The following is a 23,082-nucleotide window of genomic DNA, read 5'->3' on the forward strand; positions in this document are numbered from 1 at the left end:
CGACTGTAATGGCGGTGCGACAGGTGGGACAGATGAGTGATCGGGGTCTCCGACCGGCGTCTGCGGCTATTCGGGCATACTCGACACTCACGTGCAGCCAGTCGATGGGGGAAGCCGGTCCGAATCCGGCGCTGACCCGCAACGGTAGGTGGTCGACCACGCCATTCGGACAGGTGTAGGTCGACCACGAGCCCGATTACCCGTCGGCCGGTGTGTGGCCCCTGTTCGTCGTGGTCTGCGAAACGGAGTCCTGCCGCCTGCGGTGCTGAGCCGTGGGTTTCGGCCGGTCGTTGGTTCGTGGCTCTGAGCCCCCAATGAGGTTTGTATGCGCTTTTCACAATTTGCTCGCGGTGTAGCCACTGTGGCCGCGACTGCTGCCCTGGTCGCGGGATGTTCGCGCGGCGAAGCCGTGCAGCAATCCGAATCGGCCGAGGACTTCGCCGAACCCGTGTCGATAACCAACTGCGATCGGACACAGGAGTTCGAGTCGCCACCCCAGCGAATCGTCTCGATGAACGATCACGTCACGGAGGTGCTCGTCGAGATGGGTGTGGGCGATCGGATCGTCGGCATGGGTTACCAAGACGCCGTTCCCCTTCCCGAGTTCGAGGAGGAGTTCTCGCAGATTCAGGGGTTGGCGCATGAGTACCCGACATCGGAGCAGATTCTCGACTTGGACCCGGACCTCGTGGTGGGCGGAATGAAGAGCGCCTTCAACGAGAAGGAAGGTCGCTCACGCGACGCGCTCGAGGAGAAGGGTATTTCGACGTTCCTGTTCTCGGAGTACTGCGGGACCGGATTTTCCGATATCGGCATGCTCGAGAACGACTACGCGCAGCTCGGACAGATTCTCGGCGTGGAGGAAGCAGCCGGAAAGGTGTCGGGTCGGGTAGTCGAGGGCCTGGAACAACTGCGCGACAAGATCGGTGACGCGCCCCCGGTCCCGACCTTCTTCTACGACTCGGGCGACAGTGCTCCGATGACCATCGGTGGTGTGGGCGCCGGACAACTGATCGCGGACTACTCGGGGGCGACCAACCTCTTCTCGGAAGGTGAGAAACCGTACCCGGACACCACCTGGGAGACCATCGGTGAGCGGGCGCCCGAAGCGATCGTCGTTCTCGACTACGGAGACAAGAACGCACAGCAGAAGATCGACTTCCTGAAGTCGCAGCCGATCATGATGACGACACCCGCCGTGCAGAACGATCGATTCATCGTGGTTCCCCTCGACGACTTCTTCGAGAGCCCTCGACTGCTGCTCTCCGCCCAGACCATCGCGGAGGCCCTCCATCCCGATCGTGTGTCGCAACCGTGACGAGCACGGTGGAGCGACTTCGGACGCAGGTTCCGCAAGCCGCGGAAAGTGGCCGGCGGCGTGGCCGACTGGGGTTCGGCGCACTGCTCGTGCTTCTCACGGCCGCATTGCTGTTCGTCCTGGGGCTCGCTATGTCGTTCGGATCGGTGCGTATCCCTATCGGGGACGTGTGGGCGATCGTCGGACACGCGTTGCTGCCCGGCAGCTTCGAAACGTGGTGGTCGGCCGCGCGCGAATCCATCGTTCTCGATTCCCGTCTGCCGCGTGCGGTGACGGCTGCGGTGGTGGGCGCCGCGCTGGCTCTGGCCGGTGGTGTAGCGCAGGCCGTCACGCGTAACCCACTCGCCGATCCCTACCTGCTCGGGGTGTCCTCGGGAGCAGGCTTCGGTGTGGTCCTGGTGATGGTCCTGGGCGTCGGGGCAGGCGCACTAGGGGTGTTCACGATTCCGGTAGCGGCATTCGTGGGCGCGATGGTTCCACTGTTCCTGTCGTTGGCGATCGGCGGACGGTACCCGCAACCGACTGCCATCATCCTGGTCGGTGTAGCACTGGCGCAGGTGTTTTCAGCTTTCATCACCTTTTCGCTTCTGGTGGTGGCGAACGAGGACGAAATCAGTGTGGTGCTGCATTGGCTCGCTGGCGGGCTCGGTGACGCGCGATGGTCCACGTCGGTGTTTCCCACTCTGGCGCTCGTTGTGGTGGGCGCCGCGATCCTGCTCAGCGCAGGGCGAATGGATCTGTTGAAGACAGGCGACGACGGCGCAACCGCTCTCGGGATGAACGTCCGCAGATTCCGTGTGTTGCAGCTGATGGGCGTGTCCCTCCTCGCGGGCGCCGCGGTTTCGGTGGCGGGTGGAATCGGATTCATCGGTCTGCTGATTCCGCACCTCGCCGGTTACCTCGTCGGAACTCGAGCAATCCGGCTGCTCCCCGTTGCCGCGTTGGTCGGTGCCGTCGCTCTGGTCGCAGCAGACGTTCTCGCGAGGGCCCTCATGGAGAACACTGAAATTCCGGTCGGCGTCATCACCGCGATCGTGGGCGCCCCGATATTCGTGTGGATGCTCTATCGCCAGTACAGGAAGGCGGAGCAGTGAACGGATCTCTTGCTCTGGAACAGGTTTCCGCAACCCTCGGATCGCGGCAGGTGTTGCACGGCATCGACGTCTCCGTGCGGCCGGGCGAGATTCTGGGACTGGTCGGACCCAACGGTTCGGGCAAGACCACCGCGCTGCGCTGCTGCTACCGCGCCCTGCGGCCGAGTGGTGGCACCGTGTGGGTGGACGGTGCAGACGCCGAATCCGTAGGCCGCAGAAAGCTTGCGACCACCATCGGCGTGAGTAGTCAGGAGCCGCAGGCTTCGGCCGGGTTGTCGGTGCGTGAGTCGGTGGGACTGGGCCGGGTCCCGCACCAGGGATGGTTCGATCGGCCAACGGAGTCCGATCGTGCGATCGTCGACGATTGCCTTCGTCAGATGGACTTGACCGAACTCGCATCGCGAGATGTCCAGGCGCTGTCCGGTGGTGAGCGGCAACGAGTATCGATTGCTCGTGCCTTGGCGCAGCGGCCGAAGATTCTGCTTCTCGACGAACCGACCAATCATCTCGATCTCCGTCACCAGCTGACCGTGATGAAGGTGCTCGGGGATCTGGCAGCGACCGGCCTCGCAATCGGCGTCACGATGCACGATCTACGTATGGCCGTCGAATACTGCGACAGGCTCGCGGTGCTGGACGATGGAAGCGTGGTGGCCGACGGCCCACCGGCCGAGGTTCTCGACGACGGTTTGTTGGGGAGTGTGTTCGGAATCAAGGCGCATGTCCGTTCGCACCCGAAGCGGTCGATGGAGATTCTGGGTCTGGCCGATGATTGACGTGTATGCAGTGACGGCGGAGCGGGTTCCGATGATTGCCGATCAAGTTCGTCCCCCTGCGGGTGTGTCGACATTTCCGGCAGAGCGCATGGTGGACCCGGAGTGGATGGCAGACCGTGTGGCAGACACGGGACGTCGCTGGGGGAGTACGGATGCGCGGGTCAACGGAACGCTGTGGTGGTACTCGGCAAGCTCCACTCTGACAGGGATTCCCGTGGCCACAGCGTTGGTCACCGAGTACGCGGCATTGCCGCGGCTCGAGGATGCCTCGGCCTTTCTGCGGCCGGACGGATACTTCGGTGGAATGCACGGTGACACTTTCCTGCCCGTGGATGAAGGGGTTTCGCACCTGGCCGGGGAGCTGACCGACACCCTCGCTGACCTCATCAGGGCGCTTGCGGAAGCGTCTGGAGTTCGCGACCGCGCCCTGTGGGCGATCGTGACCGATTCGGTGGCGAACCGGGCGTTGGACGCGGGAGATGCGCGCGGCGACCGAGCACTCGGAAGTGCCTTCGCGGAGCGCTTGGTGGGCGAGATGCGGAACTTGGGTGCGCCCATGCCGTCGCCCCGGTTCGTGGACGTACAGGCAGGCTCGCGAACTAAGAAGTTCACCCAGCGCGCTTCGTGCTGCCTGATCTACGAGACTCGCGAACGCAAGTGCACGAGTTGTCCCAAGCGTCGGCCTTCCGAACGGCTTGCAGACCTGCAGAAGTTGGTGTGAACGACCTTGCCTCCTGTGCCCATTCGTCCAAGCCTTATGGGGTCGTGGATGCCATCCTGGCATGGTGATAAATCGAATCATTCTTTACGCTGGCGGTGACGACCTCGATGCATCCCGGGACTTCTACGTCGAGGTTCTCGGACTCGAGGTCGCAATGGAAGACCCAGTGCTCGGCATGCGGGCGCCTTCCAACCCCACTGCCCAGATCATCGTTCCGCCTCGCGGAACGGAGGAGCCTCGCCCACACCTCGGCATCGATGTCGGTGACCCGTCGGCAGTAGATGCAGCGCACGCCGAGGTCGTGCGCCGCGGTATGCGCGTCGTCTATCCCCTCACCGACGAGCCGTGGGGGGGTACGGCGCTTCTTCGTCGAGGATCCCAGCGGAACTGTGGTCAATGTGCTTGCTCACGAAGACGGCTCTTGACCTAAACCATTGTTTAGGTTGCACGGTTGTGTGACACCGCGAGAAGCGCGGGTGTACGCACAGCGAGGAGAGTTGAATGTCTTCCACCGAGAACGTTGTCACAACCGTTGGTTCCCCTACTCCCATCCCGTACGTCCGGAGTCTGTCGCGCTGGGAGGCCGTTGCGCTCGCAACGGTGGGCTCGGTCGTCGGCAGTGCACTCATCTGGGCACTGTTCACCGCATTCGGTGCCTCGTTCGAGGTGCTCGACGGCGAATCGGTACACGAGGTCGGACTGAGCGGCGTGGCGTCCAGCGCGGGCATCCCGGTCCTGGTCGGCGTCACACTGGCGGCGCTCCTGTCCTACTTGCGGGTGGGCGTGATTCGTATTGCACAGGTGGTCGGTGCCGTGTTGCCGCTCATCACGATCGCCGGTTCGGTGTCGGCCGACACCGATGTAGCCACCCGGATCGGTCTGGCCCTCATGCACGTGGTGGTCGCGGGATTCGTCGTCTTCGGACTGGAGTTGATGCGGCGAAGGATCGTAGCGAACAAGTAGTCCGCCATGTCAGAGCGTGACGAAGCAGTTGCCGCGGAGGATCGGCACGGACGTGCTCCGGTCGACCTCCGCGGCAATCGTGACGTCCTGGCCGTAGCCGACGCCGATCAGTTCCCGGCCGGACGCGCACTCTGTCAGTGCGGAGAGGGGCGCGCCCGCGCATTCGCGCCACGAGGCCACGGCGGTCCGCGCTTCGGGGGAGAGGTCGATCCAACCGTGTTCGATCAGGTGGGACAGCGCGGCGCCGGCACCCCACAGATCTTCCACGCTCGGCCTCAGGGACCCGTCCGGCCAGCGCTCACCCGCCGCGACGACCGCGACGGTGGTGATCGCGGGATCGTGATTCTCCGCGATCCAGGTCGCGGCGGCCGAGGCGTTGCGCAGCGATACGCCCACGCAGACGTTCGCTGCACCGGCGAGGTGATGAGCGATGGTCGAACCGTTGGGCGACGGCAGCACCAGTCGCCCGGGAGTCGCGGTAGACCGAATGCTGCCGGGCGACAGGCTGATCTGTCCGGGCCTGCACTCGGATCGCCTCCGGGCGAGTACCGCGTCGTGGTCGGCGGCGAACCGCACCGCACCGTCGTCGTTCCAGCGATACGGATAGACGGTGATCCCGGCGTCCGCGGCAACGGTCACCGTGGTGGTGAACGACAGGACGTCGACGACGACCGCAATGTCCGCCGCGCCCAGTGCCTCCGCCCCCTGTAGTCCCCAGTCGAATCGCACCCGATTGTCGAGTTGGCGATGTAAACGATTCACGTGTGCAGTGTCGCATCCGGGCAGCAGTGCAGTCGGACGAAACTTGCGGGTGGATTCGACAAGTGTCAATATCGATGAATGTCGAACCAAGTGATTGTCGAGGTCGGAGGATGCGGCTCGTCGCTGGTGCGTGATCCATTGACGGTCGATCGGGCGCTCGCGCTCGCCCCGCTGTTCAAGGCACTCGGTGATCCGGTTCGCCTTCGATTGTTGAGTCTCGTCGCGTCCCACGCGGGCGGCGAAGCGTGCGTCTGCGACATCTCGGGAACGTTCGACCTTTCGCAGCCGACCATCTCCCACCACCTCAAGGTGTTGCGCTCTGCCGGCCTGCTCGACAGTGAGCGTCGCGGAAGTTGGGTGTGTTACCGAGTGGTTCCGTCAGCGCTGCAACAACTCTCCGCACTACTGCCCACGGGGTCGGAGGCCTCGTGAACGGGAGACTGTCCACCCTCGATCGGTTCCTGCCGGTGTGGATCGGCATTGCAATGGTCGTAGGGTTGCTGTTGGGACGAGCCGTCCCTGGGCTCGGTGATGCGCTGAGCGCAGTCGAACTGGACGGCATCTCGTTGCCGATCGCCCTCGGGTTGCTGATCATGATGTATCCGGTGCTCGCGAAGGTGCGGTACGACCGGATCGGGACCGTGACCGGCGACCGGAGACTTCTCGTGGGGTCGCTGCTTCTCAACTGGGTGCTCGGCCCCGCGCTCATGTTCGCATTGGCATGGGCTCTGCTTCCGGATCTGCCCGAGTATCGGACCGGCCTGATCATCGTCGGCTTGGCGCGCTGCATCGCGATGGTGATCATCTGGAACGATCTGGCCTGCGGCGACCGAGAAGCTGCTGCCGTGCTGGTGGCGATCAACTCGGTCTTTCAGGTGATCATGTTCGCTGTTCTGGGCTGGTTCTACCTGTCCGTGCTGCCGGGGTGGCTGGGTCTCGAACAGGCGACCATCGACGCCTCGCCGTGGCAGATTGCGAAGTCAGTGCTGATCTTCCTCGGAATACCCTTGGTGGCAGGCTTTCTCACCCGAAGGCTGGGGGAGAAGGCGAAGGGGCGAGAGTGGTACGAATCGTCCTTCCTGCCGAGGATAGGGCCGTGGGCGCTCTACGGTTTGCTTTTCACGATCGTGATTCTGTTTGCGCTGCAGGGGGATCGGATCACGTCCCAGCCACTCGACGTCCTACGTATCGCAGTTCCGTTGCTCGCGTACTTCGCGATCATGTGGGGCGGCGGTTATGCACTGGGTGCTGCGATGGGGCTCGGCTACGGACGCACCACGACGTTGGCATTCACGGCTGCCGGCAACAACTTCGAACTGGCCATCGCGGTCGCAATCGCCACCTATGGCGCGACGTCGGGGCAGGCGCTCGCGGGCGTCGTGGGGCCGTTGATCGAAGTGCCGGTTCTCGTCGGGTTAGTCTATGTGTCCCTCGCCCTGCGAAAACGCTTCGCAGTTTTCGACGAAGGTCTGCCGATGCCCGAACGTCCTAGCGTGCTGTTCGTGTGTGTGAAGAACGGTGGAAAGTCGCAGATGGCGGCAGGTTTGATGCGGCGAGCGGTCGGCGATTCGGTTGTCGTCCGCTCGGCCGGGACGAAGCCCGGTTCGGCTGTTAATGCGCTCTCCGCCGAGGTGTTGCTCGAAATCGGCGTCGACATTTCCGGCGAATCTCCGACGCTGATCGACAGCCGTCTCGTTCGGCATGCCGATGTCGTGGTGTGCCTCGGAAACGAAGTCGATGTCAAACCGGTGGGCGGGACGAGCTTCGAGCGCTGGGAGACGGACGAGCCGTCGGAACGCGGCATCGACGGTATCGAGCGCATGCGGTTGGTGCGCGACGATATTGCGGCGAGAATCGCGGATCTGACGGCTCGTCTCTGATTCCCTGTCAGCAGCAGGGTGCAGTGCATTCGTCGGCGTCGCGGTTCTTCGGGCCGGAACCGAACGTCTCCGAGTCGGCGAGCACGGTGTAGACCTCCCACTTCTCGCCTGTCGGTGCGGTGACCCACACCTTGTCCTGAGTGGCGAAGCAACAAGTGGTCCCGATCTCCTCGTCCGTGAACATGCCTTCGTCGGTCAGGCGAGCGATCTCGCTGTGGACCTTCTCGCTGGATTCCACCTCCACTCCCAGGTGGTTGATCGATCCGCCTTTGCCTGAGTTCTCCAAGAGCACCAGCTTCAGCGGCGGCTCGGCGATGGAGAAGTTCGCATAGCCGGGCTTCAGTTTGGCCGGCTCGGTGGCGAAGAGTGCGGAGTAGAACTTCACCGACTCCTCCAGGTTGTCGACGTTGAGGGCAAGTTGAGCGCGTGACATGACAGCTCCTACATGTGAGACATAAGTCGAATTGGTAACAGGTTCAGAATCGCACCTTTTCGACATATGTCAAGAAGTCGGTAGTATCGAGGCATGCCCAAGACGCTGCCGGTGGTGGATATGAACTCGCCGATCTGTTGTTCCCCCGTTTCCGCTGGGGTGATGTCGGACGGCGATGCGCTCGAGCTTGCTCTGCGCTTGAAGGCGCTGGCCGACCCGGTTCGGATCAGGCTGATGTCGATGTTGCTGGCAGCGGACGGCGGTGAGGCCTGTACCTGTGACCTTGCGGTGGGGGTGGATCTACGTGAATCGACGGTGAGTCATCACCTCGGGCAGCTCAAGAAGGCGGGGATGGTCTCGTCGGCGCGCAGGGGCATGAACGTCTTCTACAGCACTCGGCCCGAGTGCCTCGACGCGCTCCGTCTGGTGCTCGATCCGAACTGCTGCACACCCGGCCGTAATTGACCTTCCGGGCTCTCGGGTGGCAGACTCGAATGCATCGAACATCAGTTCGATGATGCGTCTTCCCCAGTGGCATCTTCGGCTCGACCAGACTCAGCTCTGGTGTGAAGAGGTGCAGGTAGATGGGGTGGGAGAACGGTCCGCCGACATGGGCGGAGATGGAACGGGTGCTTTCGGGGAAACCCAGCAGGGTCCCTGCGGAGCAACTGTTTCCCGGTGACGGCAGTGACAGTCCTGCGTGGTCGCGCAAACGGGGTGAATATCGGGCCGACGTCGAGGCCGGGCGCACCACGGTGCCCTACGCGGAACTGCACGCGCATTCGGCGTTCAGCTTCCTCGACGGCGCTTCTTCGCCGGAGGAGATGGTCGAGGAGGCGGTGCGGCTCGGACTCGAGGCCATCGCCCTCACGGATCACGACGGCTTCTACGGGGTGGTGCGATTCGCGGAGGCGGCGCAGGCTCTCGGCATGCCCACGGTGTTCGGGTCCGAACTCTCGCTCGATTCGGTTCCGCGGGCCGGCTCGCCCGACCCGGGAGGATCTCACCTGCTGGTGCTCGCACGAGGGCAGGAAGGGTACCGGCGGCTCTCACGAGCAATCGCCACCGCACACATGGTTGGCGGAGAGAAGGGCAAACTTCACTACGACATCGACGAGCTTGCCGAGGCGGCCGATGGTCATTGGCAGATACTGACCGGCTGCCGAAAAGGCCACGTGCGCCGCGCACTTCGAGAAGGCGGTATCGAGGCCGCAGAACACGAATTGCGTCGATTGATCGACCTCTTCGGCGCTGACCGGGTCACCGTGGAACTGACGCATCACGGTGTCGCCGAGGACGACGAACGCAACGCAGCGCTCTCGAAGTTGGCCGAGATGCACGGCCTACCCGTCATCGCTTCCACCGCTGCGCATTTCGCGAACCCGGAACGTCGACGGCTGGCGATGGCTATGGCAGCCGTTCGCGCTCGCCGCAGCCTCGACGACTCGGCGGGCTGGCTTGCACCCACCGGTGGTGGGCATCTGCGTTCGGGGGAGGAGATGGCGACGTTGTTCGCGCAGTACCCGGGGGTCGTCGCTGCGGCAGCAGAACTGGGTCGTGAATGTGCGTTCGATCTGAAACTGATTGCGCCGCAACTGCCACCGTTCGACGTTCCGGAAGGTCATACCGAGGCGAGTTGGCTTCGTCAGCTCACGATGGAAGGCGCTGCCCGAAGATATGGCGCACCGGAACGACGACCGGACGCCTATCGGCAGATCGAACACGAACTGCACATCATCACCGAGCTGAACTTTCCCGGCTACTTCCTGGTGGTCCACGACATCGTGTCCTTCTGCAAGAACAACGACATCCTGTGTCAGGGAAGAGGATCTGCCGCCAACTCGGCGGTGTGCTTCGCCATCGGCATCACCAATGTCGATCCGGTGGGCAACAAGCTGCTGTTCGAGAGGTTTCTCTCGCCGGAGCGGGACGGCCCACCGGACATCGATGTGGACATCGAATCGGATCGCCGCGAAGAGGCGATCCAGCACGTCTACACGAAGTACGGCCGCAAGTATGCGGCGCAAGTAGCGAACGTCATCACCTATCGGGGCAAGTCGTCCGTTCGAGACATGGCTCGCGCCTTGGGATTCTCGCAGGGGCAGCAGGATGCGTGGAGCAAACAGGTGAGCAGATGGACCGGCATCGGAAAGGAAACCGGCACCGATATTCCGGCTCCCGTGCTGGAACTCGCCGCACAGATCGAGGGTTTTCCCCGCCATCTCGGTATCCACTCCGGTGGCATGGTCATCTGTGACCGCCCGATCGCGGACGTGTGCCCCGTGGAGTGGGCGCGCATGGAGAACCGCAGTGTTCTGCAGTGGGACAAGGACGACTGCGCGGCGGTCGGGCTGGTGAAGTTCGACCTCCTCGGTCTCGGCATGCTGTCGGCGCTGCACTACATGCTCGACCTGGTGGCCGAGCACAAGGGGCTCGACGTGAATCTGTGGGAGCTGGATCTGACCGAGGACGCCGTCTACGAGATGCTGCAGCGCGCCGATTCGGTCGGTGTGTTCCAGGTCGAGTCGAGAGCGCAGATGGCCACTCTGCCCAGGCTCAAACCACGCAACTTCTACGACCTGGTGGTCGAGGTCGCACTCATCCGTCCAGGACCGATTCAGGGCGGTTCGGTGCACCCGTACATTCGTAGGCGCAACAAGCTCGAGCCGGTGGTGTACGACCACCCGAGTCTGGAGAACGCTCTGGAACGCACCTTGGGGGTTCCGTTGTTCCAGGAACAGTTGATGCAGATGGCAGTGGACGTCGCAGGATTCACGCCGGCCGAGGCGGATCAGCTGCGCCGCGCCATGGGTTCCAAACGCTCGCCGGAGAAGATGGAACGACTTCGCGGTCGGCTGTATCGAGGAATGCGCGAGTTGCACGGCATCGAAGGAGAAGTGGCGGACCGGATCTACGAGAAGCTCTACGCGTTCGCCAACTTCGGTTTCCCCGAAAGTCATTCGCAGAGTTTCGCCTCGCTCGTGTTCTATTCGTCGTGGTTCAAGCTGCATCATCCGGCCGCGTTCTGTGCAGGGCTGCTGCGGGCGCAGCCGATGGGGTTCTATTCACCGCAATCGCTCGTGGCAGATGCGCGCAGGCATGGGGTTCGGGTTCACGGTGCGGACGTCAACGCCAGCCTCCCGCACGCGACCCTCGAGGCCGAAGGTATGGAGATCAGGCTGGGGCTGGGAGACCTCCGGCACATCGGTCAGGCACTTGCGGAGGAGATCGTCGACGCCCGGGATTCGAGTGGTCCGTTCACGTCGTTTCTCGATCTCACCGGGCGAGTGGAACTGACCACGGCGCAAGCAGAATCGTTGGCCACCGCAGGTGCCCTCTCCTGCTTCGGGCTCACTCGGCGTGAAGCGTTGTGGGCTGCGGGCGCGGCGGCCGGGGAGCGTCCGGACCGTCTACCGGGAATCGGGGCTTCGACGAAGGCGCCGACGTTGCCGGGTATGAGTGACGTGGAGATGGCAGCGGCGGACGTGTGGGCCACCGGAATTTCGCCGGACACCTATCCCACTCAGTTCTTGCGTCCACAACTCGATGTTTTGGGGGTGATCCCGGCATCGAGGTTACTGCAGGTTCCGGACGGGGATCGGGTGTTGGTCGGTGGGGCAGTGACGCACCGGCAGCGACCCGCAACGGCGGCCGGGGTCACGTTCATCAACCTCGAGGACGAGACGGGAATGGTGAACGTGGTGTGTTCGGTGGGGCTGTGGGCGCGCTATCGAAAGCTCGTCCACACCGCTCCCGCGCTGCTCATCCGCGGGAAGGTGCAGAACGCAGAAGGTGCGGTCACCGTCGTCGCGGATCGGATGCAACTCATGGATCTACGAATGGCCAGCAGGTCGAGAGACTTCCGCTGAGTTCACCCGAGCCGCCGGACCAGGATGTCCTTGCCCGGCCCGGAAAGTTCCTGAGCTACGCCCGCTCGACCGGCGAGGGTCATGAGTACCGACTCGGCTGGACCGGCAGCCTCGGGGGCCATGCCCCTGCGTCCAATCCACGTCGGTGGCCACCATCCGAACGCCCCTCGTATGCCAGAACCCACGCAGCGGCGGGGCGGCGACCGCGAAGTCCAACGCCACGCGCAACCGGTCGACCGGAATCTCACGCGGCACACCCAGTGTCCGGCGAATGTCCTGTTGGTGGATCATCGCGTCCACCAACCCGACGCGGCCGCCCATCGCAGCTGTCGAACCCTGCGGGTTCAGATGTGACCGCAGGAAGGTGACAAGCGGTGACCACTCAACCGCACAGTCAGCGCTACTGTAGATAGGTTGAGGTCGAAGTGCTCCGGGGCGAATTGGCAGAGGTAGGGTCATGCACGATGTCGATGGCGACCGACTGGTCTGGCACATGTCGCTGAACGGAGATGCTCCAGAGCCACGAAACAGCAGTGTGGCGCTGCCTGCACCGTGGGTCGAGGCACTTTGTGCGGTAAGTCGTGACCTGCAGTGTTGTCGAGAGGGTCGCGCGGTCGAGATATCACGAGCCGTATGGGAAATCGTCGTCGACGAGGCGTACGTAGTTGGTGTCGGCTGGACAGGAAGCGGTAGCGGAGTTGGCGCATGGAGCCGACGTGACATGGTGACGATTTCGGCGTCTGCCCCTGATGCCACAGTGTGGGCGGCCACAGCAGTACAAGACGAACTCGTCGATCACGAGTTCGTTCGATGGCCAATCTTCGAGGGCTCGCACATGCTGGCCCCCAAGGTGGTTCAGGGTAGGGCGATCTGGTTCGACCTACGTACGGACAATGCGGTCGCGGAGGTCGGTGGGCTTTGCCTACCGACCGGTTCGCAGTCACGTCCAGTGGCGCACTAATGTGATCAGGCTGTGTGAATCACCCCAGGTTCTGTGCCGCCTCCAGTTGGGGCTGATCCTCGGTGGTGAGGTCAGCGTAGTGGAGCTTTTCGTATTCGATCGGGGGCATGTGGCCGATGCTGGAGTGAAGTCGCTTGACGTTGTACCACTCGACCCAACCAGCGGTCGCGAACTCGACGTCTGTGATCGTCTTTGTACGGCCCCGAGTGGAAGATCGTCGTTCGGATGCACTCGGTCTTGTACAACCCGTTCGCTGACTCAACGAGGGCATTGTCGTAGGCGTCCCCCACCGATCCGATGGACGCCGTGATGTTCTCGAGCGCCAACTTCTCGGTCAGCTTCACAGAGGTGTATTGACTGCCCGCGTCTGAATGATGTATTAACTCAGCAGCTTTCACCGGATGCCCCTCACGGCGGCGTTGCCACAGCGCCATCCGAAGTGGAATCGTCACCAGGTCCACGGTCTTCGATATCGAGGCGTGCCAGGCGACGATCCGCCGGGAGAACACGTCGATGATGAACACCACGTAGACCCACCCGGCCCACGTTCTGACATAAGTAAAGTCGGTGACCCATAACCGATTCGGTTCCTCGGCCCGGAACTGTCGGTTGAGTAGGTCGCCCGCTCGCACGCCGTCCGCCGATTGAATTGTGGTTCTGATTCCTTTGACTCGTCGAATACCATTGTGGCAGAGCGCTTTCATAGCACGATCCACCGCACCGTAGGACACCCCGGGGATCGATGTCCGGTCCAGATGTGCGCGCATCTTCACCCTCCCGTACAACCCTTCCGGTGTCATCTTCCGCCGACCGTCGGCGTTGGTGTCCCACACGATCTCTCTGACCGCGTCGATGACGTGGGCGTCCGAGACAGTGCGCGCGGCTGGTGTGCGTGTTCGCCATGCTCGGTAGGTTCTCGCGGCGATCTTGCAGCCCTGATCACTCAGGACCCGGCAGATCGACTCGACCGCAGAACCGTGGGCACGCAACGAATCTATGAAAGCGATGATCATCGGTTGCGGGGGTCGAGTTCCCCCGCGAAGAAAGTTGTCGCAGCTTTGAGTATTGCGACGTCCTCGCGCAGCTGCTTGTTCTCGGCTTTGAGCTTCTTGATCTCCGCCGATTCCTCCGAGGTGGTGCCGGCGCGAGTGCCTTGGTCGACCTGAGCTTGTACGGCCCAGCGCCGCACTGTCTCCTGCCCGACGCCGACCTGCTTGGCGATCGCCTCCGTCGCGGCGGTCAGTGAGCCGTATTCAGTTCCGTGTGCTTCCAGCAACCGCAGGGCCCTCGAGCGGACCTCTGGATCGATCTTCTTGGGCATGTGCTCATCCTTCCTGACTCAGAAGGAAGCGGCATCAAACCTGGGGTGATTCATCGTCCGAAACGGCCTGAGCACGGCATTTACCGCCGGACGCGCAACCAACCCTGACAGAATCAACCAAGCCTTAGGCGATTCGCTCAGGTTGTCCTACGGCTCCTGTCACGGCCTCGAAGAGCGATGTAGCCGACGCCGAACGCGATCACACAAACGGCCAGCACGATCGCGGCGTAACCTCGCCACGGTTCGGGACCTACCACGATACGTACACCAGCTCGGCTGTCGTTGAACACGCACGATATACCCGGCGGAAACCATCCCCACCAACTCTCGATCCCTGCCCACACGCGTTCTTTGTCCATCCCCACATAATTGAACTCGTCGGGTATTCCGAAACGTTGTACGCACCAGTAGCTCTGCCACTGCCAGCTGGCGGAGAAAATGTCGAAGACGTACAACCCGGTCAGCGAGATCGTCGAGAGGAGGGCAGCGAATCCCAGACTCGTTCGGAGCCGGTGAGGATGTGTCATGAGGTGATGATCGCGCCGGTCGCCGCTACCCACCTGATCCACCCTCTTTCGAAGTTCACCTGCCTGTCCGCGCCAATGGCGAACTCGCTTGTTGTAGGGAGTCCGAAGCGTCCGGTCTCGTAGCCTTGGCGAGCGTATTCGGCGAAAATCGCCCCGTGGACACCGTGTGCACCAGTGGCCGGTGACCAGTAGATGTTGCCGGTCTCGAATCGGTTGAACTTGCAGTTCGGCCTGGTGGGGCAGTTTAGTTCGTCGCTGGTGGGATACCGCAGCGGTCCGTTCGCGTCCTGAAGTGCGTCGTACTGGGCGCCGATCGCCCCATGCACCGCCCACGCCCCAGTGTTCTGGTGCCAGTGGATCCGTCCATTGGCATAGTTTTGCTGGCGGCCGTTCCGCGGCCCTGGGTATTCCCAGGTCGAACAAGCACCGAGAGGGCCTGCAGAGGAGTTGTTGCGCCGGTAGGCATCACCGATTGCCCCGTACGACGCACATTTTTGTTCTTCCCAGTCCGCGACGCCCGTCACGTACTCCCAGTGCCATGATCCAGGAAACGGCTTGCTCGAACCTGTTTTCAACAGGTTCGTCGAGCCATCACCAGCGAAGGGGTCCAGACCCATGCAGGTGGTGTTCGGATTCACCCCAATCGGGCAGTTGTTTTCCGGTGCCTGCAAATCGGACTTGACGTCAGTGCCAGCATCATTGCCGCGCGGGGTCCGCATCTCGGTGTAGATGCGGAACTCGTTCCCGTAGGACTCGAGGCGATTCGGGTATCCGATACCGACTGCGAGTTCCATCTCTTTGCAGCTGTCGGTGGAGTTCTCCCAGTCCAGGTCGGAGCGGTAGGTGTCAGGATCGTTGTCGGGGATCATGACCGTCCACGACAACACATTGTGATCGTCAACTCGGCGTGCCCAATAGCCGGTGTCGCTGGACGGGTCCAGGCAGTCCGGCCGCACGCCAGGGAGGAGGTTTTCGTTGACCTGTTTGTCACCGATTTCGAGACCGTAATCATCTTTGATCGTCCACGGGTATGCCGTCGACCCGTCCCACAAAATCGTGTCGCACCGTCGCCACCCCGGACTCGAACTCCCAGGCTGTGCTGTTTGCGTAGGCCGGACTCCACGGGGCATTGTCCTAGGCTTGCACACGTGCCTGCGGCTGCGTCGACGACGATGCGGGCGGTGGCGCCAGTTCAGGCTGTTCGGGAGTTCCCTTCGTCTCAGCTGTTGGCAATTGGCCGGCGGCCCCGTCGATCTGGGATTGCAATTCCTCGGTCACCACGGGAACATCCGGCTCCGAGTTGCGGGCTCGTGGATCGCTGTCTGGGGCGACGGTTCTCGGTTGCTCGACCACTACCGCTGTGATCGCCGGGGTGAACCCGTGTGGGGAGGTAGCAGCGTCGAGTTGCGCGACTACGTCGGCATCCGACTGTCCTTCCGCTACCGACACACCGCCGGCGGCGCCCATCGTGCTGTACTGCAGCCCCACAATATCGAGTGACGAACGCAACGACACTGCATCAGCAGCACTGACCGGGTGCGGTAGTTCCACCACCACCGGAGTCTTGTCCACTGACGGGTCCGCTGGACCTGACTGCGGGTCGGCCGGCTTTGGGGCTGCCGGGACTAGTGTGGGATCTTGCTGGCCGGGATCGACTGTGGTGGGGCCTGGGGGCGGGGTCGATGTCGGTTGCGCTGCCGCCACGCCGCCGGCAGGAATCACCACCGCTGTTACAAAGGCCAGTCCACAGATCGCGCTGCGCAACAGGCGCCGATTCTGATGCTTCGTCATTGCCCGTGCAGCTTTAGCCACCTGACACCCCTCCCGTTTCGGACCAAGATCGTCGTCCGTTGTGCCAATCACTGCGTGCAGACTACGGGTCCACGACTTCTCCGGAACGCATTTTCGGACTGGACACTCACTACAGGAAAACCAGTCAGCTCCGTCCGGCCCGCTTATGTTGCATGAGTAGCTACCTACGTGTTCAGGACGGTGTCCTCATCGCATACACGCTGGCTGCTCACTAAGGGACGCCGCCGGCCCTAGGGAAAGTGTGTTCGAATGGCGGAGTGGCGTTCCAAACTTTGCGGGACTGGCAAGAACAGTGGCCGGAAGCTGGTCGTTCGTCATGTCCCGATAATCGGCGAGGGCGGCGTCGTTGATTCGGCCCGGCCGGAAGACTGCCCTGCGAAATCGGCGAAGCAGGTCGGCTCGACCGTGCTCTTCGTAGCTGATCGTGTGCGCAACCACATCGTGGACGCTCCATTCCTGGCAAAGGCTCTGCTCGAGCCAACGGTCTGGGCCGAGTGAGTCGAGAAGGTCGGCCAGGTCGGATCGTTCGGCGCGTGCCAACGCCATCACTGTCGCGCTCATAACTCAGTCACATTCCGCAACCGTGACCGATATGTCGCAAAAGCTCCATATGTACAGGTCACGTTATGTGCATCATGCACATTGTGTGTACCGTGCACATGGAACGTCGGGGTGTTTACCCCAATATCGAGAAGGAGATCCGCGTGGACAGTTCTGTCCAAACCGAGACTGTCCGGCCCGAGGTCCGGCCCGGTGCGCTGGTGGGAGTATTGGCTTTCACCGGCATCGTCGCCGCGCTCATGCAGACCCTGGTGGTCCCGCTCATCGGGGACCTGCCCAAGATCCTGAACACGTCGTCGTCGAACGCATCGTGGGTGATCACGGCCACTCTTCTTGCCGGCGCAGTCGCCACCCCGGTGACCGGTCGCCTCGGGGATATGTACGGCAAGCGGCGAATGTTGCTGATCTGCACGGTTCCGCTGGTTGTCGGCTCGATCACCTGCGCTATGGCTTCGTCGTTGGTGCCGATGATCGCCGGTCGCGCCCTACAGGGCCTCGGTGTCGGCCTCATCCCACTGGGCATCAGTGTCATGCGAGACCTGCTACCACCCGACCGGATGCACTCTTCGGTCGCGATGATGAGCGCGTCGATGGGCATCGGTGGCGCGCTCGGACTTCCCGTTGCCGCCGCCGTCGCCGAGAACACCAACTGGCGCGTGCTGTTCTGGGCCGTGGCCGTGCTCAGTGCCGTGATCTTCGTTCTGCTGTGGGTCGTGATCCCCGAGGTGCCGCCACTCGGCAAGGCCGCGCGTTTCGATGTCGTCGGTGCCATCTGCCTGGGAATTGCACTCGTGAGCCTGCTGATTGCAGTGTCCAAGGGCGGCGACTGGGGTTGGGGGAGCACCACCACGCTCGGCTTGTTCGCCCTTGCAGTCGTCGTTCTGCTCGTCTGGGCGAAATGGGAACTGAGCCTGTCCGACCCGCTCGTCGACCTTCGAGTGACCGCGCGCCGGCCCGTCCTGCTGACCAACCTCGCTTCGGTGGTTGTCGGATTCGGCATGTATGCGCAGTCCCTGATCATCCCGCAGTTGATGCAATTGCCCTCGGAGACCGGTTACGGACTCGGCCAGTCGATGCTCGCCATGGGTCTGTGGATGGCGCCGGGCGGACTGATGATGATGCTGGTGTCGCCGATCGGCGGCAAACTTTCCTCGGCGCGAGGCCCGAGGGTGACGCTGTTGGTCGGCTGCCTCGTGATCGCACTCGGCTACGGCTCCTCGATGTTCCTCCTCGGCTCCACGTGGGGACTGCTCGTCGTTGTCTGCATCTGCAGCACCGGCGTCGGATTCGCTTACGGCGCCATGCCCGCACTGATCATGAGTTCGGTGCCGCAATCCGAAACCGCGTCCGCGAACAGCGTCAACGCGCTGATGCGTTCCGTCGGCACCTCGGTGTCAGCCGCCGTCGTCGGCGTGGTGCTCGCGCAGATGAGCGTCGACGTAGGCGGTCACTCCCTGCCGACCGAGTCGGGCTTCCGCACCGGTCTGCTCATCGGTTGCGGAGTGGCCCTGGTGGCCGCCGCGATCGTCACCGCCATCCCTTCCGAGAGGAAACTCCGAAAGGCGGCGGACGAACGCCTCATGGCCGAGGTGTGATCTCGGCGACGGTCGGGTTCGGTATGGTTCTGCAATGGGGAAATACGTTCGGCGCGTGAGAGTTCTGACCGGAGTTGCACTGACGGGGCTGATGCTCGCCGGTTGTGCAGGAAACGACGGCGGGCTCTCGGACTCGCAACCTGCACCCGCGCCGCCGGGGATATCCGCCGAGGCCGGTGGTGGTTTCCAACGTGAGGGTCTGTCGGCGCAGGCGCCGTCCGATCAAGCATCGGCGCAACGCCAGGAGATCGTCACCGGCCGGGTGAGCATCACCGCAGACGACCCCGTCGACACCGGCCAGCGAATCGTCACCAAGGTCGAATCCGAAAACGGCCGCGTCGACGACATCACCGAACAACCGCGCACCGACGACCAGGAGCCGAGCAGCTCCCTCACCGTGCGCTTCCCGGCAGCCGAACTCACCAGAATCCTCGACGAACTGCACGAGTTCGGTGTGGTCACGAGCGTCAGTGTCACCAAGAACGACGTCACCATGCAGGCGCAGGACCTCGATGCACGCATCCGGGCGCTCCGCACCACCGTCGACCGCCTACGAACACTCATCGCCGGCGCATCGAGCACCGCCGACCTCATCGAGGCGGAGACCGCCCTGTCCGAACGGCAGGGCGAACTCGACAGCCTCACCGCCCAGAAGCGCTCCCTCAGCGACCAGGTGGACCTCGCCACCGTCGACATCCGGATCACGACCGACGAAGACGGCGGAAGTGGATCCGAGAGCTTCTGGGACGGCGTCGTGTCCGGCTGGAATGCGCTCCTGTCGGTGCTCGCCGGGATCGTCGTGGCTATCGGAGCAATCCTTCCGTGGCTGCTGTTCGTTGCCGTCGTCGCGTTCCTCGGCTACGGCGCGTACCGTCTTCTGAGCAGGAAGAACAAGCGCAAGCGCAACGAACGTGAGCACGACGTGAGAACAGGTGGACGAGGCCGCAATGATCGAAGTTGACGTCAACGCACTGGACGAGGCGATGGCCGCGGGCGCGCCCGTCATCGACGTGCGTGAGTCCGACGAGTACGCCCAGGTCCGAGTTCCGGGCGCAACACTGTTGCCGCTCAGTGAGTTCGTCGCACGAATGGACGAACTGCCGGACGTCGAGACTCTCTACCTGATCTGCGCCGTGGGCGGCCGAAGCTTGCAGGCCGCCCAGTTCTTGAACCAACGAGGAATCAATGCCGTCTCGGTAGCGGGCGGAACGGACGCCTGGCTGCAGTCCGGGAGGGCTGTCGAAAGAGGGTAGTCATGAATCTCGGAATCACCACCCGTGTGGACGCGCCGTTCGGCAACGCAGTCGAGAGAACGCGTGCCGCGTTGAAGGACAACGGTTTCGGAGTCCTCACCGAGATCGACATGCAGGCCACGCTGAAGGCCAAGATCGGTGTGGACATGGAGCAGTACCTGATCCTGGGTGCATGCAATCCGCGCCTCGCGCACCGAGCGGTCGGCGTCGACCGTCAGATCGGTCTGCTCTTGCCGTGCAACGTGGTGGTTCGCGCCGACGGCGACGGTGTGATCGTCGAGGCGATGAATCCCGAGATCATGTCTGCCGTCACCGAGGAGCCCGACCTGGAACCTGTAGTGGTGGAAGCGACGAGACTCCTCAAAGCCGCCATCGACTCGATTGCGTAACCGGTCAATGAGCCGACTGCTTGATCTCGGCCGGCAGGGGTAGCTCGTCGATCAGAGCCAACGCGGCAGGTGAAGGTGGCCTCGCCCAGATCACCCGCTGAGTCCTGCGGGGTGCGTCCCGCACCGGAACTGTCGCGAGTCCGCTGCTCGCGGTCAACGGATCGGGTGGCAGCATCCCGATTCCCAGACGGGCCGCAATTGCCGAACGAATGGCCACGGTGGTGTCTGCCTCGACGGCGATGCGCCGTGAGGCTCCGGCGCCGGAGAACGCATCGTCGGATTCGACCCGGGCATGAGTGCCGGCCGGAAAATCTACGAAGTCCTCACCCGCCAAGTCCGCAAGCCCAACCTCCGCGCGATCGGCGAGTGGATGGCCCGGCCAGAGCACCAGTTCCAATTTTTCCTCGAGGAGTTCGTGGTCGGCAACTCCGCGTCGGGTTGCCCCGATCGGTGCCGCGATGAAGGCGATGTCCATCGACCTGTCGACCACGGCGTTGTACATGTTCTCGCTGCGCCTGGCAGCCACCCTCAGATCGACCGCCGGGTGCCGGTCCCGGAACACTCGGAGTGCCGCGTTCAGGTCCAGCGCGGTCAGATTCGGAATAGTGCCGACCACCAGACGTCCAGTGAGCTCGTCCGCAGCCGCCACAGCGATCGACCGTGCGCGATCGACCATCATCAGCGCTTCCCGTGCTGCGGGGACGAACTGGACCCCGGACTGCGTGAGATCCACGCGCCGGTTGGTGCGGAGAAACAATCGAACGCCCAACTCGTGTTCGAGCTGAGCGACGCTGTGGCTGAGCGCCGACTGGACGACGTGGCAGCGCTCTGCGGCACGGGTGAAATTTCGCGCCTCGGCGAGAGCGACGACGTACCGAAGCTGCTGCAGCTCCATCCTCACCTCCATCTATGAGACAGATAGATCATATGACGAAAATGATCTGTTGGACAGATCATTGGATGACTCCAAAACTGAGAGGCATGACCACACTTCAGGATCCGCAGGGGCCGCCGATTCCCGGTGCGAAGATCGAGCCCACCTTCGATTCGGGTCTGTTCCGGCTCATGGCGCTGGCCGCGGGCCTGTCGGCCACCGCGCTGTACTTCGCCCAGCCCCTGTTGCACCGTCTCTCGACAGAGTTCGGAATGTCTGCCGCGCAGAGCAGTTGGCTGGTGACGGGAGCGCAGGCGGGGTACGCAGTCGGATTGCTGTTGCTCGTTCCGCTCGGGGACATTCTGCGGCGCGGGCGATTCGCCGTGACGCTGTTGCTGTCGACGGCCGCGCTTCTGGTCGTGGCCACCGCCTCGGTCGGCGGTTCGATGCTCGTCATGGCGACCGTCGCCGCATCCATGGCCGCAGTCGGCGCGCAGGTGCTCGTACCGATGGCGGCGGGAATTGCGCCGGAAGGCAGCAGCGGCCGCGCGGTCGGCATCGTGATGTCCGGTGTGCTCTCCGGAGGAATGCTCGGGCGCGCAGCGAGTGGGGTGCTCGCCGACATCGCGGGCTGGCGCAGTGGCTACTGGGTCGCTGCCGCACTACTGGTCGTCACGGCACTGACCCTGCGGCGGCGACTCCCTGCCGACGGCGCTCCGTCGACCCGGCTCACTCTCGGTAGATACCTGCGCCTGCTGCGCTCACTGATCACGCCGTTGCAGCAACTGCCGGTGTTGCGTCGCCGGACTCTCGTTGCGGCTCTCGCCATGGCTGCGTTCACCATTCAGCTGTCGGCCGTCACCCTCCGCCTCTCCGTCGACCCCTTCGGTTGGAGCACCACCGCCATCGGAATCTTCAGCTTGCTTGCTCTGGTCGGCATCGCACTGATGCCGCTGACCGGACGAATCGCCGACGCGGGCCACACCCGAATCGTCATCACCGTCGGCCTGACCTTCGAGTTGGGAGCCTGGATGCTCATGCTGGTCGCCGGCTCCACAGTGATCGGGTTGGCTGCCGGGGTGGTCGGGTTGATCGTGGGACAACAGGCGGTGATGGTCGCGACGCAGGCAGTTGTCTATGCCCTGAGGCCGGAAGCTCGCAGCCGGATGAACGCGATCCTCATGGCCTCGTGCTTCGCCGCTGGAGCAGCCGGTTCGGCGCTGGCCGCCGCCGCCTGGTCGATTGCCGGCTGGACCGGAGCCTGTGTCGTCGCCGCAATCCTGGCTCTCCTCGGACTCACCACTCAGCTCGCCGCCCGCGGGCGTTGACGTTGCTCATCACACCTAACAACGACAGATCCAGTCATGAACCCAACGAAAGGTCCAGTCATGAAACTTCTGACCATCTCCGGAAGCCTGCGTACCGGCTCCTTCAACACTCGGATGCTCGGCTTCGCCGAAGATCTCGCCAGCGTCGAGGGGCATCGAATTCGTCGATTCGACCGCGTCCGGGAGATCCCGCCGTTCGACGAGGACCACGAACCACGAGTTTCCGAAGTGGTCGAGGATTTGCGAGCCCGGATCCGTTCGTCCGACGCCGTGCTGATCGCCACGCCGGAGTACAGCGGCAGCGTTCCCGGCCAGCTGAAGAATCTCCTGGACTGGGCGGCCCGGCCCGCGGGCCTGTCCGTCTTCGCCGGCAAGCCCACAGCAGTGATCAGCGCAAGCCCCAGCAACTTCGGCGCCGCGTGGGCGCGCGAAGCGGCCGAGCACATCCTCACTCAGATGGGCGCCGACGTCCTATCCACCGGCTGGGGGCTTTCGCGAGTGCACGAGCGCGGCGTCGCCGATACCGCATTCATCGACGAGGACGACGTGCAGCGACTGCGCACGATCGTCGAACAGTTGAGCAGCATCCGAACCGAAGGAGTCCTCCAATGATTTCGACTCGATCAGCAACGAAGGGAAGCAGCG

At 63.4% G+C, this 23,082-nt stretch carries 22 protein-coding genes, 1 pseudogene and 1 riboswitch; of the genes and pseudogenes, 16 read left to right on the top strand and 7 right to left on the bottom strand.

The window, feature by feature from the left end; all coding sequences use genetic code 11:
• Positions 1–64 precede the first annotated feature (64 nt).
• Positions 65–223: riboswitch (cobalamin riboswitch) on the top strand.
• A 102-nt stretch (positions 224–325) separates the two neighbouring features.
• The 6 genes from ACFWO3_RS01875 (at position 326) to ACFWO3_RS01900 (ending at position 4,872) form a co-directional block, all read left to right on the top strand.
• On the top strand, positions 326–1,318 hold the full coding sequence (locus ACFWO3_RS01875) for an ABC transporter substrate-binding protein (protein WP_378573100.1): 993 nt from the start codon (positions 326–328) through the stop codon (positions 1,316–1,318).
• 8 nt (positions 1,319–1,326) lie between these two features.
• Positions 1,327–2,412 carry a FecCD family ABC transporter permease gene (locus ACFWO3_RS01880; protein WP_378573965.1) on the top strand — a complete coding sequence of 362 codons (1,086 nt, stop codon included), beginning with the start codon at positions 1,327–1,329 and terminating at the stop codon, positions 2,410–2,412.
• Positions 2,409–3,188 (top strand): ABC transporter ATP-binding protein, encoded by a 780-nt coding sequence (locus ACFWO3_RS01885; RefSeq protein WP_378573102.1) that lies wholly within the window; start codon positions 2,409–2,411, stop codon positions 3,186–3,188. Before ACFWO3_RS01880 ends, ACFWO3_RS01885 begins: the two co-directional genes overlap by 4 nt.
• Positions 3,181–3,909 carry a (2Fe-2S)-binding protein gene (locus ACFWO3_RS01890; RefSeq protein WP_378573104.1) on the top strand — a complete coding sequence of 243 codons (729 nt, stop codon included), beginning with the start codon at positions 3,181–3,183 and terminating at the stop codon, positions 3,907–3,909. Before ACFWO3_RS01885 ends, ACFWO3_RS01890 begins: the two co-directional genes overlap by 8 nt.
• Before the next feature lie 154 nt (positions 3,910–4,063).
• Positions 4,064–4,339 (top strand): hypothetical protein, encoded by a 276-nt coding sequence (locus ACFWO3_RS01895; RefSeq protein ID WP_378573968.1) that lies wholly within the window; start codon positions 4,064–4,066, stop codon positions 4,337–4,339.
• A gap of 71 nt (positions 4,340–4,410) precedes the next feature.
• A complete protein-coding gene (locus tag ACFWO3_RS01900; protein ID WP_378573106.1) occupies positions 4,411–4,872 on the top strand; it encodes a DUF6069 family protein in 462 nt (153 codons plus the stop codon).
• Between the two features lie 9 nt (positions 4,873–4,881).
• On the opposite strand, the gene ACFWO3_RS01905 is transcribed toward ACFWO3_RS01900, so the two are convergent.
• Positions 4,882–5,634 (bottom strand): 2-phosphosulfolactate phosphatase, encoded by a 753-nt coding sequence (locus ACFWO3_RS01905; protein WP_378573108.1) that lies wholly within the window; start codon positions 5,632–5,634, stop codon positions 4,882–4,884.
• 78 nt (positions 5,635–5,712) lie between these two features.
• Here ACFWO3_RS01905 and ACFWO3_RS01910 point away from each other — a divergent pair, with 78 nt between their 5' ends.
• Positions 5,713–6,066 (top strand): ArsR/SmtB family transcription factor, encoded by a 354-nt coding sequence (locus ACFWO3_RS01910; RefSeq protein WP_378573110.1) that lies wholly within the window; start codon positions 5,713–5,715, stop codon positions 6,064–6,066.
• Entirely contained in the window at positions 6,063–7,514 is a 1,452-nt protein-coding gene (arsB, locus tag ACFWO3_RS01915; RefSeq protein ID WP_378573112.1) for an ACR3 family arsenite efflux transporter, read from the top strand. The genes ACFWO3_RS01910 and arsB overlap by 4 nt, the downstream gene beginning before the upstream one ends.
• Before the next feature lie 7 nt (positions 7,515–7,521).
• Here arsB and ACFWO3_RS01920 read toward each other — a convergent pair whose 3' ends face one another.
• On the bottom strand, positions 7,522–7,947 hold the full coding sequence (locus ACFWO3_RS01920) for an ArsI/CadI family heavy metal resistance metalloenzyme (RefSeq protein WP_378573114.1): 426 nt from the start codon (positions 7,945–7,947) through the stop codon (positions 7,522–7,524).
• A gap of 93 nt (positions 7,948–8,040) precedes the next feature.
• On the opposite strand from ACFWO3_RS01920, the gene ACFWO3_RS01925 reads away from it, so the two are divergent.
• On the top strand, positions 8,041–8,412 hold the full coding sequence (locus ACFWO3_RS01925) for an Rv2640c family ArsR-like transcriptional regulator (RefSeq protein ID WP_378573116.1): 372 nt from the start codon (positions 8,041–8,043) through the stop codon (positions 8,410–8,412).
• A 119-nt stretch (positions 8,413–8,531) separates the two neighbouring features.
• The gene (locus ACFWO3_RS01930) at positions 8,532–11,816 is read left to right on the top strand and encodes an error-prone DNA polymerase (RefSeq protein ID WP_378573118.1); all 3,285 of its coding nucleotides are present in this window, start codon (positions 8,532–8,534) and stop codon (positions 11,814–11,816) included.
• A gap of 980 nt (positions 11,817–12,796) precedes the next feature.
• On the opposite strand, the pseudogene ACFWO3_RS01935 reads toward ACFWO3_RS01930, so the two are convergent.
• From ACFWO3_RS01935 to ACFWO3_RS01950, 4 genes and pseudogenes are all read right to left on the bottom strand, one after another.
• A pseudogene (locus ACFWO3_RS01935) lies at positions 12,797–14,098 on the bottom strand (IS3 family transposase).
• A gap of 523 nt (positions 14,099–14,621) precedes the next feature.
• A complete protein-coding gene (locus tag ACFWO3_RS01940) occupies positions 14,622–15,512 on the bottom strand; it encodes an LGFP repeat-containing protein (protein ID WP_378573120.1) in 891 nt (296 codons plus the stop codon).
• Between the two features lie 247 nt (positions 15,513–15,759).
• Positions 15,760–16,197 carry a hypothetical protein gene (locus tag ACFWO3_RS01945; RefSeq protein WP_378573122.1) on the bottom strand — a complete coding sequence of 146 codons (438 nt, stop codon included), beginning with the start codon at positions 16,195–16,197 and terminating at the stop codon, positions 15,760–15,762.
• Positions 16,198–16,623: 426 nt separating this feature from the next.
• Complete coding sequence (locus tag ACFWO3_RS01950; RefSeq protein WP_378573124.1) at positions 16,624–16,998, bottom strand: maleylpyruvate isomerase family mycothiol-dependent enzyme; 375 nt, start codon at positions 16,996–16,998, stop codon at positions 16,624–16,626.
• A 98-nt stretch (positions 16,999–17,096) separates the two neighbouring features.
• Between ACFWO3_RS01950 and ACFWO3_RS01955 the strand changes: the two genes are divergently transcribed.
• The 4 genes from ACFWO3_RS01955 to ACFWO3_RS01970 are packed head-to-tail and all read left to right on the top strand — an operon-like array spanning position 17,097 to position 20,235.
• Positions 17,097–18,593, top strand: coding sequence for an MFS transporter (locus tag ACFWO3_RS01955; protein ID WP_378573970.1), 1,497 nt, complete (start codon positions 17,097–17,099; stop codon positions 18,591–18,593).
• 34 nt (positions 18,594–18,627) lie between these two features.
• Complete coding sequence (locus ACFWO3_RS01960) at positions 18,628–19,554, top strand: DUF4349 domain-containing protein (RefSeq protein ID WP_378573126.1); 927 nt, start codon at positions 18,628–18,630, stop codon at positions 19,552–19,554.
• Positions 19,541–19,846: a rhodanese-like domain-containing protein gene (locus ACFWO3_RS01965; protein WP_378573128.1), complete on the top strand. Its 306-nt coding sequence runs from the start codon at positions 19,541–19,543 to the stop codon at positions 19,844–19,846. The genes ACFWO3_RS01960 and ACFWO3_RS01965 overlap by 14 nt, the downstream gene beginning before the upstream one ends.
• A gap of 2 nt (positions 19,847–19,848) precedes the next feature.
• Positions 19,849–20,235 (top strand): DUF302 domain-containing protein, encoded by a 387-nt coding sequence (locus tag ACFWO3_RS01970; protein ID WP_378573130.1) that lies wholly within the window; start codon positions 19,849–19,851, stop codon positions 20,233–20,235.
• Positions 20,236–20,239: 4 nt separating this feature from the next.
• On the opposite strand, the gene ACFWO3_RS01975 is transcribed toward ACFWO3_RS01970, so the two are convergent.
• Positions 20,240–21,130, bottom strand: a complete 891-nt coding sequence (locus tag ACFWO3_RS01975; RefSeq protein ID WP_378573132.1) for a LysR family transcriptional regulator — start codon at positions 21,128–21,130, stop codon at positions 20,240–20,242.
• 86 nt (positions 21,131–21,216) lie between these two features.
• Between ACFWO3_RS01975 and ACFWO3_RS01980 the strand changes: the two genes are divergently transcribed.
• A complete protein-coding gene (locus ACFWO3_RS01980) occupies positions 21,217–22,437 on the top strand; it encodes an MFS transporter (protein WP_378573134.1) in 1,221 nt (406 codons plus the stop codon).
• 60 nt (positions 22,438–22,497) lie between these two features.
• The gene (locus ACFWO3_RS01985) at positions 22,498–23,049 is read left to right on the top strand and encodes an NADPH-dependent FMN reductase (RefSeq protein ID WP_378573136.1); all 552 of its coding nucleotides are present in this window, start codon (positions 22,498–22,500) and stop codon (positions 23,047–23,049) included.
• Positions 23,050–23,082: the final 33 nt, after the last annotated feature.

This window comes from Rhodococcus sp. NPDC058521 (assembly GCF_042719695.1).
Classification (GTDB): Bacteria; Actinomycetota; Actinomycetes; order Mycobacteriales; family Mycobacteriaceae; genus Rhodococcus_F.